Here is a 13,066-nt window from a genome sequence, read left to right on the forward strand (position 1 = left end):
TCGCGGCAGAAGGGCTGACCGGGTCAGGTACTGCCGGGTAGGGTGCGGATCCATGGGTGGCGAGAGCACTACGCGTACGGCCCCGCGCAGCGGTGGCACAAGCACGAGCCCGGTGGGCAGCCGGACCGGACAGCGACTGTCCGGACTGGCCGTCGCACTGGGCATTGTGCTGTTCCTCGGCGGATTCGGCTGGGGAGCGGTGGTCTACCGGCCGTACACCGTGCCCACCAGCTCGATGACGCCGACGATCGACGCCGGCGACCGGGTGCTGGCACAGCGCGTCGACGGCAGTGAGGTACGCCGGGGCGATGTCGTCGTCTTCAACGACAAGTCCTGGGTGACCAACGCCTCCGTGGTCAAGCGCGTGGTCGCGGTCGGCGGCGACACGGTCTCCTGCTGCACGAACGGCAAGCTGACCGTCAACGGCAAGCAGATCGACGAGGGCTATCTCAAGGGCAGCGTCGTCGAGGACAAGAACATCCCGACCGTGAAGGTCCCCCAGGGCCGCCTGTTCCTGCTCGGCGACGAACGCCAGGGGTCGCTGGACTCCTCCGCCCACCTCAGTGACGCAGCCCAGGGCACCGTCGCGCGCTCCGCCGTGACGGCTCGTGTGGACGCCGTCGTCTGGCCCATGAAAGGCATGCTGGAACGCCCCACCGGCTTCGAGACCCTCGGAGGGCTCTCCCAGCAGGGCCCGCTGCGCATCGTCGTCGCCCTGATCGTGGCCGGGGCCGTTCTCGTCCTCGGCGGCGGCGCGTACGGCCCGATCGCCAAGCTGACGGGCGGGCGCCGCGCCCGCGCGCGGACGGAGCCCGTGGGTGCCCGCTGAGGCCGCCGGCGGGTACGAGGACTCGTACCGGGGCGGGCTGCGCAAGGTGGCCCGGGTGGTCCTGCTCGACCCCGAGGACCGCATCCTTCTCCTGCACGGCCATGAGCCGGACGATCCGGCCGACGACTGGTGGTTCACGCCCGGCGGCGGCCTGGAGGGCGACGAGAGTCGCGAGGAGGCCGCGCTCAGGGAACTTGCCGAGGAGACCGGCATCACCGATGTCGAACTCGGCCCGGTGCTGTGGCGGCGGATGTGCTCCTTCCCGTTCGCGGGCCGCCGCTGGGACCAGGACGAGTGGTACTACCTGGCCCGTACGGCGGATGCGCCCAGAGGTGTGCAGGCCACGGGCCTCACGGAACTGGAGCGGCGCAGCGTCGCAGGAGCACGCTGGTGGACGTGTCGGGAACTTGCCCGGGCGCATGAGACCGTGTATCCGACCAGACTCGCCGAGCTGCTGCGCAGGCTGCTCGACGAAGGTCCCCCGGCCGGGCCCGTGACCCTTGACCCCGAAATCGTCTAGGGGCTCACGGGACTGGCGCACAATGGTGGGATCGCACGGCTGAAGGGGAAGCTGCCATGAGCGCCGAGGACCTCGAGAAGTACGAGACCGAGATGGAGCTGAAGCTCTACCGGGAGTACCGCGATGTCGTCGGTCTGTTCAAATACGTGATCGAGACCGAGCGGCGCTTCTACCTGACCAACGACTACGAGATGCAGGTGCACTCGGTCCAGGGCGAGGTGTTCTTCGAGGTGTCGATGGCGGACGCCTGGGTCTGGGACATGTACCGGCCGGCTCGGTTCGTGAAGCAGGTGCGGGTACTCACGTTCAAGGACGTGAACATCGAGGAGCTGAACAAGAGCGATCTGGAGCTGCCGGGCGGCTGACGGGCGTAGCCGGTCGCTCGTGCGGGTGACGGGTTTGTCCACAACCGGTCAGTAGTCCACCAAGATCCACTTGGTTGGGCGCGATGCGTGACGGTTGGCGCCGGAGGTGGTGCCGACATGAGTACACGCAACGCACAACGCAGTGCGCTGGGCAGGTACGGCGAGGATCTGGCCGCCAGGCGGCTGGCGGACGCCGGTATGACGGTCCTGGAGCGGAACTGGCGCTGCGGCAGGACGGGGGAGATCGACATCGTGGCCCGGGACGGGGACGTCCTGGTGGTCTGCGAGGTGAAGACCCGCAGGGCGGGCTCCTTCCAGCACCCGATGGCCGCGGTCACGCCGACGAAAGCGGAACGCCTGCGCGGTCTGGCGGAACGCTGGGCGCAGGAACACGGAGGGGCCCCGCCGGGCGGCGTCCGTATCGACCTGGTGGGCGTCCTGCTCCCCGACCGCGGCGCCCCCGTGGTCGAGCACGCGCGGGGGGTGGCCTGATGGGGTTCGCGCGTACGTGCTCGGTGGCGCTCGTCGGCGTCGAGGGTGTGGTGGTCGAGGTCCAGGCGGATCTGGAGCCGGGGGTGGCAGCGTTCACGCTGGTGGGGCTGCCGGACAAGAGCCTGAGCGAGAGCCGGGACCGGGTGCGGGCGGCTGTAGTCAACTCGGGCGGCGAGTGGCCGCAGAAGAAGCTGACGGTGGGGCTCAGCCCGGCATCGGTACCGAAGGCCGGCAGCGGCTTCGATCTGGCCGTCGCCTGCGCCGTGCTCGGGGCTTGCGAGCGGATCGATCCGCGGGTGCTCGCCGACATCGTGATGATCGGGGAACTGGGCCTGGACGGCCGGGTCCGGCCCGTCCGGGGCATCCTGCCGGCGGTGCTGGCGGCGGCGGACGCCGGCTACGAGCAGGTGGTCGTGCCCGAGTGCGCGGCCGCCGAGGCCTCGCTGGTGCCTGGCGTGTCCGTCCTGGGTGTGCGCAGCCTGCGCCAGCTGATCGCCGTCCTGGCGGACGAGCCCGTACCCGACGAGGAACCGGATGAGCAGGGTCGTCCGGATCCGCTGCTCGCCGGTCTGCGGGTGCCCGGCACGGGCGCGGCCACGGGGATGCACAGCCTGGCCGCCGCGCAGCACGATCAGGCCCATGATCTCGCCGACGTGGTGGGCCAGATCTCGGCGCGGACCGCGGTGGAGGTCGCCGCGGCGGGCGGCCATCACCTGTTCCTGGAGGGCCCGCCCGGTGCCGGGAAGACGATGCTCGCGGAGCGCATGCCCGCGATCCTCCCCCTGCTCAGCCGGCAGGAGTCGCTGGAGGTCACAGCGGTGCACTCGGTGGCGGGCCTGCTGCCCCCGGGTAAACCCCTGATCGACGTCGCTCCCTACTGCGCCCCGCACCATTCGGCCACCATGCAGGCGCTCGTCGGCGGTGGTCCCGGCGTCGCGCGGCCCGGCGCGGTGTCGCTGTCTCATCGGGGAATTCTTTTTCTCGACGAAACTCCGGAGTTCAGCAGCCATGCCCTTGACGCGCTGCGGCAGCCCCTGGAGTCAGGGCACGTCGTGATCGCGCGCAGTGCGGGAGTCGTGCGGTTCCCGGCGAGGTTTCAGATGGTGCTTGCGGCCAACCCCTGCCCCTGCGGCCGCTTCTCGCAGATGGACGACTTCTGCGAGTGCCCGCCCTCGGCGATCCGCCGCTACCAGGCGCGGCTGTCGGGCCCGCTGCTCGACCGGGTCGATCTGCGCGTCGAGGTCGACCGGGTCACCCGCGCCCAGCTGACCCAGCGCGGCGCCCGGGGCGAGTCGACCACTACGGTCGCCGACCGGGTACGGGCGGCCAGGGAGCGCGCGGCGGCACGGCTCGTGGGCACGCCGTGGCGGACCAACAGCGAAGTCCCCGGGCGGGAGCTGCGCAGCCGCTGGCACGCCGCGACCGGCGCGATGGACGAGGCGGAACGGAATCTGGAGCGAGGCGTGCTGACCGCCCGCGGGCTCGACCGCGTCCTGCGTGTCGCCTGGACCGTCGCAGACCTCGTGGGTCACGACCGGCCCGACGCGACGGACGTCGCCCTGGCGCTGCAACTGCGTACCGGTGTGCCGCGCGGCGTGCCCATGGCCATCGGGGCGTTGACATGAGCATCAGTGACGATCCGGCCGAGGAGTTGCTCGCCCGTGTCTTTCTCAGCCGGGTTCTCGAACCGGGGGACGAGGCCGGCGGGCGGTGGCTGCGGGAGCTCGGGGCGGTGGAAGTGGCGCGACGGCTGCGCGACGGCGGGCCGCAGCTCGTCGGGGTGACCGACAAGCGGTGGGCCGGGCTGCTGGACCGGGCGGGGCAGGCCGAGCCCGAGCGGGATCTCGCCGTCGCCGAGGAGGCCGGGATGCGGTTCGTGGCGCCCGGGGACGGCGACTGGCCGGGGCAGCTCGACGACCTGGGGGACGCGCGGCCGGTGGGGCTGTGGGTGCGGGGGCGGGCCGGTCTGCGGATGTGGGCGCTCAGATCCGTCGCCGTCGTCGGGGCTCGGGCGTGCACCGAGTACGGGGCGCACATGGCGGCCACGCTCGGCGCCGGGCTCGCCGAGCACGGGTGGGTGGTCGTGTCCGGCGGTGCCTACGGGGTCGACGGGGCCGCACACAGGGGCGCACTCGGCGCCGGGGGCGCCACCGTCGCGGTGCTGGCCTGTGGGGTCGACCGGGCCTACCCGCGGGGACACACCGAGTTGATCAGCAGGATCGCGGAACAGGGACTGGTGGTCGGGGAATTGCCGCCCGGTGATCACCCGACGCCGAGCAGATTCATTGTCCGCAACCGCGTGATCGCTGCCCTGACCAGGGGCACCGTGGTCGTCGAGGCCGCCCACCGCAGCGGCTCGCTGGTCACGGCGCGGGCGGCGCAGCGGCTGGGGCGCCACACGATGGGGGTGCCCGGGCCGGCCACCAGCGGTCTCTCCGCGGGAGTGCACGAGCTCCTGCGCGGTGGCGCCGTGCTCGTCACCGACGCCGCGGAAGTCGTCGAGCTGGTCGGCGACATGGGCGAGCTGGCCCCGGACCGGCGCGGACCCGTGCTGCCCCGCGATCTGCTGGAGCCCGGCGCCCGGCGCGTCCTGGCCGCACTGCCGGGTCGTGGGGCGGCGCCGCCCGGCGTCATCGCGCGGGGTGCGCAGACCACGAAGGACGACGCGATCGCGAGACTGTACGAACTCCGATCACTCGGTTACGTCGAACGACACGGCGACGGCTGGAAGTTGACACGCCAGGCGATGATCTCCGTCCGCGGGGGTCGCGGTCGATGCTGACCGAGCGTGTTCGGCCGTCCGGGGGAAGCCTGACACCTGTGGAAATACCCGCAGTTGGCCTCGCCCGGCGGTCACGCACAGCAATCGCCATGACTCCGTGGGGCGGCCTGCGGAACGTATCTGCGCACCCGATCCGCGCCGCCCTTCGCGCACCGCGACACTTCAGTCACGCTACGCTCACGAGGATTCCGGCACAGACCGGCATCTCGACATCAGACCGACAGCTCACCCAGGCACCCCCACTTCACGGCAGAACGGCACAAGGCGACGAATGCCCCAGCACACCTCCGGGTCCGACCGGGCGGCGATCCCCCCAGCCGCCCGCGACGGTGGCAGCGTGCGGCCGCCCGCTCCCTCGACGCTCGACGAGCTGTGGCGGTCGTACAAGGACACGGGGGACGAGCGGCTGCGGGAGCAGCTGATCCTGCACTACTCGCCACTGGTGAAGTACGTGGCGGGACGGGTGAGCGTCGGTCTGCCGCCGAACGTCGAGCAGGCCGATTTCGTCTCCTCCGGCGTCTTCGGGCTCATCGACGCGATCGAGAAGTTCGACATCGACCGGGAGATCAAGTTCGAGACCTACGCGATCACCCGGATCCGGGGCGCGATGATCGACGAGCTCAGGGCGCTGGACTGGATTCCGCGGTCGGTGCGGCAGAAGGCGCGGAACGTGGAGCGGGCGTACGCGACCCTGGAGGCGCGCCTGCGGCGGACACCGTCGGAGGGTGAGGTGGCCGTCGAGATGGGCATCCCCGTCGATGAACTCCACGCGGTCTTCAGCCAGTTGTCGCTGGCCAACGTGGTGGCCCTGGAAGAGCTGCTGCATGTGGGGGGTGAGGGCGGCGACCGGCTCAGTCTGATGGACACGCTGGAGGACACCGCCGCCGACAACCCCGTGGAGGTGGCCGAGGACCGGGAGCTCAGGCGGTTCCTGGCCCGGGCGATCAACACCCTGCCCGAGCGGGAGAAGACCGTCGTCACGCTGTACTACTACGAGGGGCTCACGCTCGCCGAGATCGGGAACGTACTCGGCGTGACCGAGAGCCGGGTGAGTCAGATCCACACCAAGTCGGTGCTGCAGCTGCGGGCGAAGCTGGCGAGCTTCGGACGCTGAGCTGCCCGACTCACTCCCGTCGGGGGTGGCGCGTCCGTAAAGTGGTTGACGTGCCAAGGATTCGAGCGGCCTCCGTGGCCGAACACCGGTCGATGCAGCGAGCCGCCCTGCTGGACGCGGCTCGGTCTTTGCTGTCCGAGGGTGGGACGGAGGCGCTGACCTTTCCGGCCCTCGCCGAGCGGACGGGGCTTGCGCGGTCGTCCGTGTACGAGTACTTCCGGTCCCGGGCGGCCGTCGTCGAGGAGTTGTGCGAGGTCGACTTTCCCGTGTGGGCCGCGGAGGTCTCGGCGGCGATGCAGCGGGCGGGGTCGGCCGAGGGCAAGGTCGAGGCGTATGTGCGGCAGCAGCTGGTGCTGGTCGGGGACCGGCGGCATCGGGCTGTTGTGGCGATTTCCGCGAGTGAGCTGGATGCGGGGGCCCGGGAGAAGATCCGGGCTGCGCATGGGGGGCTTGTCGCGATGATCGTCGAGGCGTTGGGGGAGATGGGGCATTCGGAGCCGCGGTTGGCTGCGATGTTGTTGCAGGGTGTTGTGGATGCGGCTGTGCGGCGGATTGAGCTGGGGGCGGCTGAGGATCCCTCGGCGATTACTGAGGCTGCTGTGGCTATGGCTTTGCGGGGTGTGCGCGGCTGAGGTCGGTGGGGGTTGCTGTGGGGGTGGGTCGCTACCGGCGCTGGCCGGGTGCCGCTGCGCCCACCCGTGCCGCCCCAGCGGCACGACTGCCCGCAGCTACGGCGACTGTGCGCTGCCTGCAGCTACGGCGGCTGCCCGGCTGACCCCAGCTACGGCGGCTGCCCGGCTGACCCCAGCTACGGCGGCTATGAGGGCAGCGGTACCCCGAGTACCGGCAACAGCCTCGACGGACCCCTGTGCAGCAGCCACGGCGGTAGCAGTGACAGTGGGTCAAGGTAGGTCTTGCCCCTCAGCAAGCCCCAGTGCACGCACGTGACCGTGCAGTGCCCGCCCGTCGGTTCCACCATCCCCACCACCTCGCCCGCCTCCACCTCGTCCCCCTTCTTCACCGACGCCTTCACCGGCTCGTACGTCGTTCGCAGGTCCGTGTCCGTCAGCTTCACGGACACCACGCCCCGGCCTGCCACCCGGCCCGCGAAGGACACGCGGCCGGCTGCGACCGCTCTTACGGGTGTTCCGGCGGGGGCTGCCAGGTCCACGCCCCGGTGGCCGCGGCCGTAGACCGTTGCCGGGGGTTCCCAGCCACGTAGGACATCGGGGTGTGTGCCCACGGGCCAGGCGCGGCCGACGGCAGGGACCGGTGGGCTCGGTGTCGGTGCCGGCGGCGGGTCGTCCGCCCACGCCCAGGGGGCCACGACGGTCAACGTCAGTCCCAGCAGTGCCGCCCACGTCATCTGCACGTATCGCCTCGCTCGCATGCGAGAACCCTCCCGCGCCACCGCCGATCATGGCCGGGATCTGTGGACTACTCCCCGGTTGTGGACAGCGGCGTCACCCGGTGCCTCGCGGGTCCCGTACACTTCTTCTGGCGATCCGGGTCACCGGGTCGACTTCGCACGCCCCGACATCAGGTGGTCAAAAGCCGGTGTCAGCGCCCCTCGGTCCTTTGTGGCACGGCGCATGTGGGCGTCAGGCGCGAGTGCCCACCGGCACCCGCGGTACAACCGAGAAACTCAAGGAGAACGGCCATGGCCGTCGTCACGATGCGGGAGCTGCTGGAAAGCGGCGTCCACTTCGGTCACCAGACCCGTCGTTGGAACCCGAAGATGAAGCGCTTCATCTTCACGGAGCGCAACGGCATCTACATCATCGACCTGCTCCAGTCGCTGTCGTACATCGACCGCGCCTACGAGTTCGTCAAGGAGACCGTCGCCCACGGCGGCACGGTCATGTTCGTCGGCACGAAGAAGCAGGCGCAGGAGGCCATCGCGGAGCAGGCCACCCGCGTCGGCATGCCCTACGTCAACCAGCGCTGGCTGGGCGGCATGCTCACCAACTTCTCCACCGTCTACAAGCGTCTGCAGCGCCTCAAGGAGCTCGAGCAGATCGACTTCGAGGACGTCGCGGCCTCGGGTCTGACCAAGAAGGAGCTTCTCGTGCTCTCGCGCGAGAAGGCCAAGCTGGAGAAGACCCTCGGTGGTATCCGCGAGATGCAGAAGGTGCCCAGCGCCGTCTGGATCGTGGACACCAAGAAGGAGCACATCGCGGTCGGTGAGGCCCGGAAGCTCAACATTCCGGTCGTCGCCATCCTCGACACCAACTGCGACCCCGACGAGGTCGACTACAAGATCCCGGGCAACGACGACGCGATCCGCTCCGTCACCCTGCTCACCCGTGTGATCGCGGACGCGGTCGCCGAGGGCCTCATCTCCCGCTCCCGCGTCGCCACCGGCGACAAGGGCGAGAAGGCCGCGGGCGAGCCGCTGGCCGAGTGGGAGCGCGACCTGCTCGAGGGCGAGAAGAAGGCCGACGAGGCTCCCGCCGCCGAGGCCGAGAAGCCGGCCGAGGCCGCTGCTGAGGCTCCGGCCGCCGAGGCCCCCGCGGCTGAGGCCCCCGCGGCTGAGGCTCCCGCCGCCGAGGCTCCGGCCGCGGACGCCGAGCAGGCCTGACCCGTCAGCGTCAGAGTTGACGGCGGGAGCGGTGACATCTCATCCGCTCCCGCCGTTCACCCGTAGGTCGGCGGAGAGTCAGCGGCCCCCGACTACATGGGGGCCGTAGACCCCGTAGATCTTCGATCTTCCAGACTTCGAGAAAGATTCACAGACTCATGGCGAACTACACCGCCGCCGACGTCAAGAAGCTTCGTGAGCTCACCGGCGCCGGCATGATGGACTGCAAGAAGGCGCTGGACGAGGCCGAGGGCAACGTCGAGAAGGCCGTCGAGGCGCTCCGTATCAAGGGCCAGAAGGGCGTCGCCAAGCGCGAGGGCCGCTCCGCCGAGAACGGCGCCGTGGTCTCGATCATCGCCGACGACAACTCCTCCGGCGTCCTCGTCGAGCTGAAGTGCGAGACGGACTTCGTCGCCAAGGGTGACAGGTTCCAGGCCGTCGCCACCGCGATCGCCGAGCACGTCGCCAAGACCTCCCCGGCCGACCTCGAGGCCCTGCTCGCCTCCGAGATCGAGGCTGGCAAGACCGTCCAGGCGTTCGTGGACGAGGCCAACGCCAACCTCGGCGAGAAGATCGTCCTGGACCGCTTCGCGCAGTACGCCGACGGCTTCGTGACCGCGTACATGCACCGCACGATGCCCGACCTGCCCCCGCAGATCGGTGTCCTCGTCGAGCTGGACAAGCCCAACGCCGAGATCGCCAAGGGTGTCGCCCAGCACATCGCCGCCTTCGCGCCGAAGTACCTCTCCAAGGAGGACGTGCCGGCCGAGGTCGTCGAGTCCGAGCGCCGCGTCGCCGAGGAGACCACCCGCGCCGAGGGCAAGCCCGAGGCCGCCCTGCCGAAGATCGTCGAGGGTCGCCTCAACGGCTTCTTCAAGGACGCCACGCTGCTCGGTCAGCCGTACGCGCTCGACAACAAGAAGTCGGTCCAGAAGGTCCTGGACGAGGCCGGTGTCACCCTGAAGCGCTTCACGCGCATCAAGGTCGGCATCTGAGTCCGTACCGCGATCGGCGCGCGAGACCGATAGGGTCGAGTGCAGTCGTCAGCGTGCCGGGCGTATGCCGTCTCGCACGCGTGCGAGACGGACAGCAGATCTGACGAGGAGGCCATTGCCGAGCATGGGATGCGAAAAGCCACCCCAGCGGCAATGGCCTTCTTCGTATGTGCAACACGTGAAAGAGGCGGGATCTCCATGACCACCACCAAGCCCCAGAAGAGCGACGACGGCAAAGTACGCGGCCGGTTTCTGCTGAAGCTGTCCGGTGAGGCCTTCTCCGGCGGCGGGGGCCTGGGTGTGGACCCCGATGTGGTGCACAAGATCGCCCGCGAGATCGCGGCCGTCGTGCGCGACGGGGCTCAGGTCGCGGTCGTCATCGGCGGCGGCAACTTCTTCCGCGGCGCCGAGCTCCAGCAGCGCGGCATGGACCGGGCCCGCTCCGACTACATGGGCATGCTCGGCACCGTGATGAACTGCCTCGCCCTCCAGGACTTCCTGGAGAAGGAGGGCATCGACAGCCGGGTGCAGACCGCCATCACCATGGGCCAGGTCGCCGAGCCGTACATCCCGCTGCGCGCCGTGCGGCACCTGGAGAAGGGCCGCGTGGTCATCTTCGGTGCTGGTATGGGCATGCCGTACTTCTCCACCGACACCACCGCCGCGCAGCGCGCCCTGGAGATCGACGCAGAGGCGCTGCTGATGGGCAAGAACGGCGTGGACGGGGTCTACGACTCCGACCCGAAGACCAACCCGGACGCCGTCAAGTTCGACTCCCTCGGCTACGGCGAGGTCATCACCCGTGACCTCAAGGTCGCCGACGCCACCGCCGTCACGCTGTGCCGTGACAACAAGCTGCCGATCCTCGTCTTCGAGCTTCTGGCGGAGGGCAATATCGCCCGCGCCGTCAAGGGTGAGAAGATCGGCACGCTTGTGGGTGAGCAGGGCAGCCAGGGCTGACAGGCAACACCGACGGACCCTGACCGGGGGATGGACAATGTCCTGCCGGTCGGGAACCGTGCAGGAAGAAGACGCGACGCAGCCGGCCGCCGCCCCCACGCAAATGGAACAGCAGCCGGGCCTACTCAAGACACGCAGGAGCAAGTGGTGATCGAAGAGACCCTCCTCGAGGCCGAGGAGAAGATGGAGAAGGCCGTCGTGGTCGCCAAGGAGGACTTCGCCGCGATCCGCACCGGTCGTGCGCACCCGGCGATGTTCAACAAGATCGTGGCCGACTACTACGGCGCGCCGACGCCGATCAACCAGCTGGCTTCGTTCTCCGTGCCGGAGCCGCGCATGGCGGTAGTGACCCCGTTCGACAAGACGGCGCTGCGCAACATCGAGCAGGCGATCCGCGACTCCGACCTGGGCGTCAACCCGAGCAACGACGGCAACATCATCCGGGTGGTGTTCCCGGAGCTCACCGAGGAGCGCCGCCGCGACTACATCAAGGTCGCCAAGGGCAAGGCCGAGGACGCCCGGGTCTCCATCCGCTCCGTGCGCCGCAAGGCCAAGGACGCCATCGACAAGCTGATCAAGGACGGCGAGGTCGGCGAGGACGAGGGCCGCCGCGCCGAGAAGGAGCTCGACGACTCCACCCACAAGTACGTGGCCCAGGTGGACGAGCTCCTGAAGCACAAGGAAGCGGAGCTGCTCGAGGTCTGATGAACGACTCTTCCTGGGGAGCGCCGCCACACACCGGGTCACAGACCGGGTACTGGGGGCCCAACGAGCAGGGGCCTGTCCAGGGGGCTGCCCCGGCGGGTCCCGCGTACGATGCGCCTCAGGCGCAGCAGACTCGCCCCATGCCCATCGTGCCCGAGGTACCCGCGTACGGCGGTGACCAGGATGACGACCGGGGGGCCGCTCGGCTGAGCGGCCCCTTGTTCCGCGACGAACCGCCGCAGTCGCCGCCCTACGCAGCGGCGCAGCAGAATCCGGAGCCCATGCCCGACGCCCCCCAGCCGGCGCCCCGCCCGCAGAAGAAGAGCGCGGGCCGCGACCTGGGCGCGGCCATAGGGGTCGGTGTCGCGCTCGGTGTGGTGATCATTGCGTCGTTGTTCGTCGTCAAGGCCGTCTTCGTCGGTGTGATCGCGGTCGCCGTCGTGGTCGGTCTGTGGGAGCTGACCAGCCGGCTCCAGGAGCGCAAGGGCATCAATGCGCCTCTGGTCCCGCTGGCACTCGGCGGCGCCGGGATGGTCGTCGCCGGTTACGTCCGGGGCGCCGAGGGCGCGTGGGTCGCCATGGCACTCACGGCGCTCGCCGTCCTCGTATGGCGCATGACGGAGTCACCGGAGGGCTACCTCAAGGACGTCACGGCCGGCGTCTTCGCGGCCTTCTACGTCCCCTTCCTGGCGACGTTCGTGGCGATGATGCTGACGGCCGAGGACGGTCCGTGGCGGGTGCTGACCTTCCTGCTGCTCACGGTGGTCAGCGACACGGGCGCGTACGCCGTCGGCTGGCGCTTCGGCAAGCACAAGCTGGCCCCGCGCATCAGCCCCGGCAAGACCCGGGAGGGCCTGCTCGGCGCGGTCACGTTCGCGATGGTGGCGGGCGCGTTGTGCATGCAGTTCCTGATCGACGACGGCTCCTGGTGGCAGGGCCTGCTCCTCGGCTTCGCGGTCGCGGCCAGCGCCACGCTGGGAGACCTCGGCGAGTCGATGATCAAGCGGGACCTGGGCATCAAGGACATGGGCACGCTGCTGCCGGGTCATGGCGGGATCATGGACCGCCTGGACTCGCTGCTGCCCACGGCTCCCGTGGTGTGGCTGCTCATGGTGCTGTTCGTGGGGGCCGGCTGACCGGCCCGTGACGCGTGGAGCTCCCGCCCTTCCGAGGGCGGGAGCTCCACGCGTTTCGGACGATGGCGCACCGGTCGGCCGAGTGGGACGATTCCGGTGTAAGCCCTCAAAGGGGATCTCCCGAAGAGGAGGCGCCATGTCCACCATCCATGAAGAGTTCGACGTGGACCGCCGTCCCGAGGATGTCTGGGCGTACATGATCGATCCCTCCCACCTGCCGGAGTGGCAGCTGAGCGCGGTCGCCACCGAACAGCTCGACGACCGCCCCTTCGGACTCGGATCCAAGGTCCGGGTCACCCGGCACGTGGGCCGCCGCGACATTCCGATGACCATGGAGTGCACCCAGTACGAACCGCAGCGCTCCTGGACCGTGCGCGGGATCGACGGCCCTGTCAGGGGCAACTTCCACGGCGAGATCACGCCCATCGACGACGGCCGCCGTACCCACGTGACGATGGACCTCGACTTCGAGGGACACGGCATCGGCAGGGTCCTGCTGCCTCTCGTCGTCCGCCCCCAGGTGCGCAAGGAGATGCCGCGCAACGAGCAGCTGCTCAAGGACAAGCTGGAGCACACCACCGCCTAGC

At 69.9% G+C, this 13,066-nt stretch carries 15 protein-coding genes; 14 read left to right on the forward strand and 1 reads right to left on the reverse strand.

What is annotated here, in order from left to right:
• Positions 1–52: 52 nt before the first annotated feature.
• From lepB to ACFY10_RS26810, 8 genes are all read left to right on the forward strand, one after another.
• Complete coding sequence (gene lepB / locus ACFY10_RS26775) at positions 53–829, forward strand: signal peptidase I (protein WP_390667741.1); 777 nt, start codon at positions 53–55, stop codon at positions 827–829.
• Positions 819–1,349: an NUDIX hydrolase gene (locus ACFY10_RS26780; RefSeq protein ID WP_390667742.1), complete on the forward strand. Its 531-nt coding sequence runs from the start codon at positions 819–821 to the stop codon at positions 1,347–1,349. Before lepB ends, ACFY10_RS26780 begins: the two co-directional genes overlap by 11 nt.
• A 56-nt stretch (positions 1,350–1,405) precedes the next feature.
• Entirely contained in the window at positions 1,406–1,714 is a 309-nt protein-coding gene (locus ACFY10_RS26785; protein WP_003965949.1) for a DUF2469 domain-containing protein, read from the forward strand.
• An 87-nt stretch (positions 1,715–1,801) separates the two neighbouring features.
• The gene (locus ACFY10_RS26790; protein WP_390667743.1) at positions 1,802–2,206 is read left to right on the forward strand and encodes a YraN family protein; all 405 of its coding nucleotides are present in this window, start codon (positions 1,802–1,804) and stop codon (positions 2,204–2,206) included.
• On the forward strand, positions 2,206–3,831 hold the full coding sequence (locus ACFY10_RS26795) for a YifB family Mg chelatase-like AAA ATPase (protein ID WP_390667744.1): 1,626 nt from the start codon (positions 2,206–2,208) through the stop codon (positions 3,829–3,831). Before ACFY10_RS26790 ends, ACFY10_RS26795 begins: the two co-directional genes overlap by 1 nt.
• On the forward strand, positions 3,828–4,988 hold the full coding sequence (gene dprA, locus ACFY10_RS26800) for a DNA-processing protein DprA (RefSeq protein ID WP_390667745.1): 1,161 nt from the start codon (positions 3,828–3,830) through the stop codon (positions 4,986–4,988). Before ACFY10_RS26795 ends, dprA begins: the two co-directional genes overlap by 4 nt.
• 271 nt (positions 4,989–5,259) lie before the next feature.
• Entirely contained in the window at positions 5,260–6,102 is an 843-nt protein-coding gene (gene whiG / locus ACFY10_RS26805) for an RNA polymerase sigma factor WhiG (protein ID WP_390667746.1), read from the forward strand.
• Between the two features lie 74 nt (positions 6,103–6,176).
• Positions 6,177–6,734 (forward strand): TetR/AcrR family transcriptional regulator, encoded by a 558-nt coding sequence (locus tag ACFY10_RS26810; RefSeq protein ID WP_390667747.1) that lies wholly within the window; start codon positions 6,177–6,179, stop codon positions 6,732–6,734.
• Between the two features lie 185 nt (positions 6,735–6,919).
• Here ACFY10_RS26810 and ACFY10_RS26815 read toward each other — a convergent pair whose 3' ends face one another.
• Positions 6,920–7,492 carry a M23 family metallopeptidase gene (locus ACFY10_RS26815; protein ID WP_390667748.1) on the reverse strand — a complete coding sequence of 191 codons (573 nt, stop codon included), beginning with the start codon at positions 7,490–7,492 and terminating at the stop codon, positions 6,920–6,922.
• A gap of 270 nt (positions 7,493–7,762) precedes the next feature.
• Between ACFY10_RS26815 and rpsB the strand changes: the two genes are divergently transcribed.
• The 6 genes from rpsB (at position 7,763) to ACFY10_RS26845 (ending at position 13,065) form a co-directional block, all read left to right on the forward strand.
• Positions 7,763–8,683, forward strand: a complete 921-nt coding sequence (rpsB, locus tag ACFY10_RS26820; protein WP_390667749.1) for a 30S ribosomal protein S2 — start codon at positions 7,763–7,765, stop codon at positions 8,681–8,683.
• A 158-nt stretch (positions 8,684–8,841) separates the two neighbouring features.
• Positions 8,842–9,678 carry a translation elongation factor Ts gene (tsf, locus tag ACFY10_RS26825; protein ID WP_275776634.1) on the forward strand — a complete coding sequence of 279 codons (837 nt, stop codon included), beginning with the start codon at positions 8,842–8,844 and terminating at the stop codon, positions 9,676–9,678.
• 198 nt (positions 9,679–9,876) lie between these two features.
• The gene (gene pyrH / locus ACFY10_RS26830; protein WP_390667750.1) at positions 9,877–10,638 is read left to right on the forward strand and encodes a UMP kinase; all 762 of its coding nucleotides are present in this window, start codon (positions 9,877–9,879) and stop codon (positions 10,636–10,638) included.
• A gap of 147 nt (positions 10,639–10,785) precedes the next feature.
• The gene (gene frr / locus ACFY10_RS26835) at positions 10,786–11,343 is read left to right on the forward strand and encodes a ribosome recycling factor (protein WP_030943211.1); all 558 of its coding nucleotides are present in this window, start codon (positions 10,786–10,788) and stop codon (positions 11,341–11,343) included.
• Complete coding sequence (locus tag ACFY10_RS26840) at positions 11,343–12,479, forward strand: phosphatidate cytidylyltransferase (RefSeq protein WP_390667751.1); 1,137 nt, start codon at positions 11,343–11,345, stop codon at positions 12,477–12,479. The genes frr and ACFY10_RS26840 overlap by 1 nt, the downstream gene beginning before the upstream one ends.
• A 136-nt stretch (positions 12,480–12,615) precedes the next feature.
• On the forward strand, positions 12,616–13,065 hold the full coding sequence (locus ACFY10_RS26845) for an SRPBCC family protein (RefSeq protein ID WP_390667752.1): 450 nt from the start codon (positions 12,616–12,618) through the stop codon (positions 13,063–13,065).
• Position 13,066: the final 1 nt, after the last annotated feature.

Origin of the sequence: Streptomyces sp. NPDC001401 (assembly GCF_042895385.1) — a bacterium.
GTDB lineage: Bacteria > Actinomycetota > Actinomycetes > Streptomycetales > Streptomycetaceae > Streptomyces.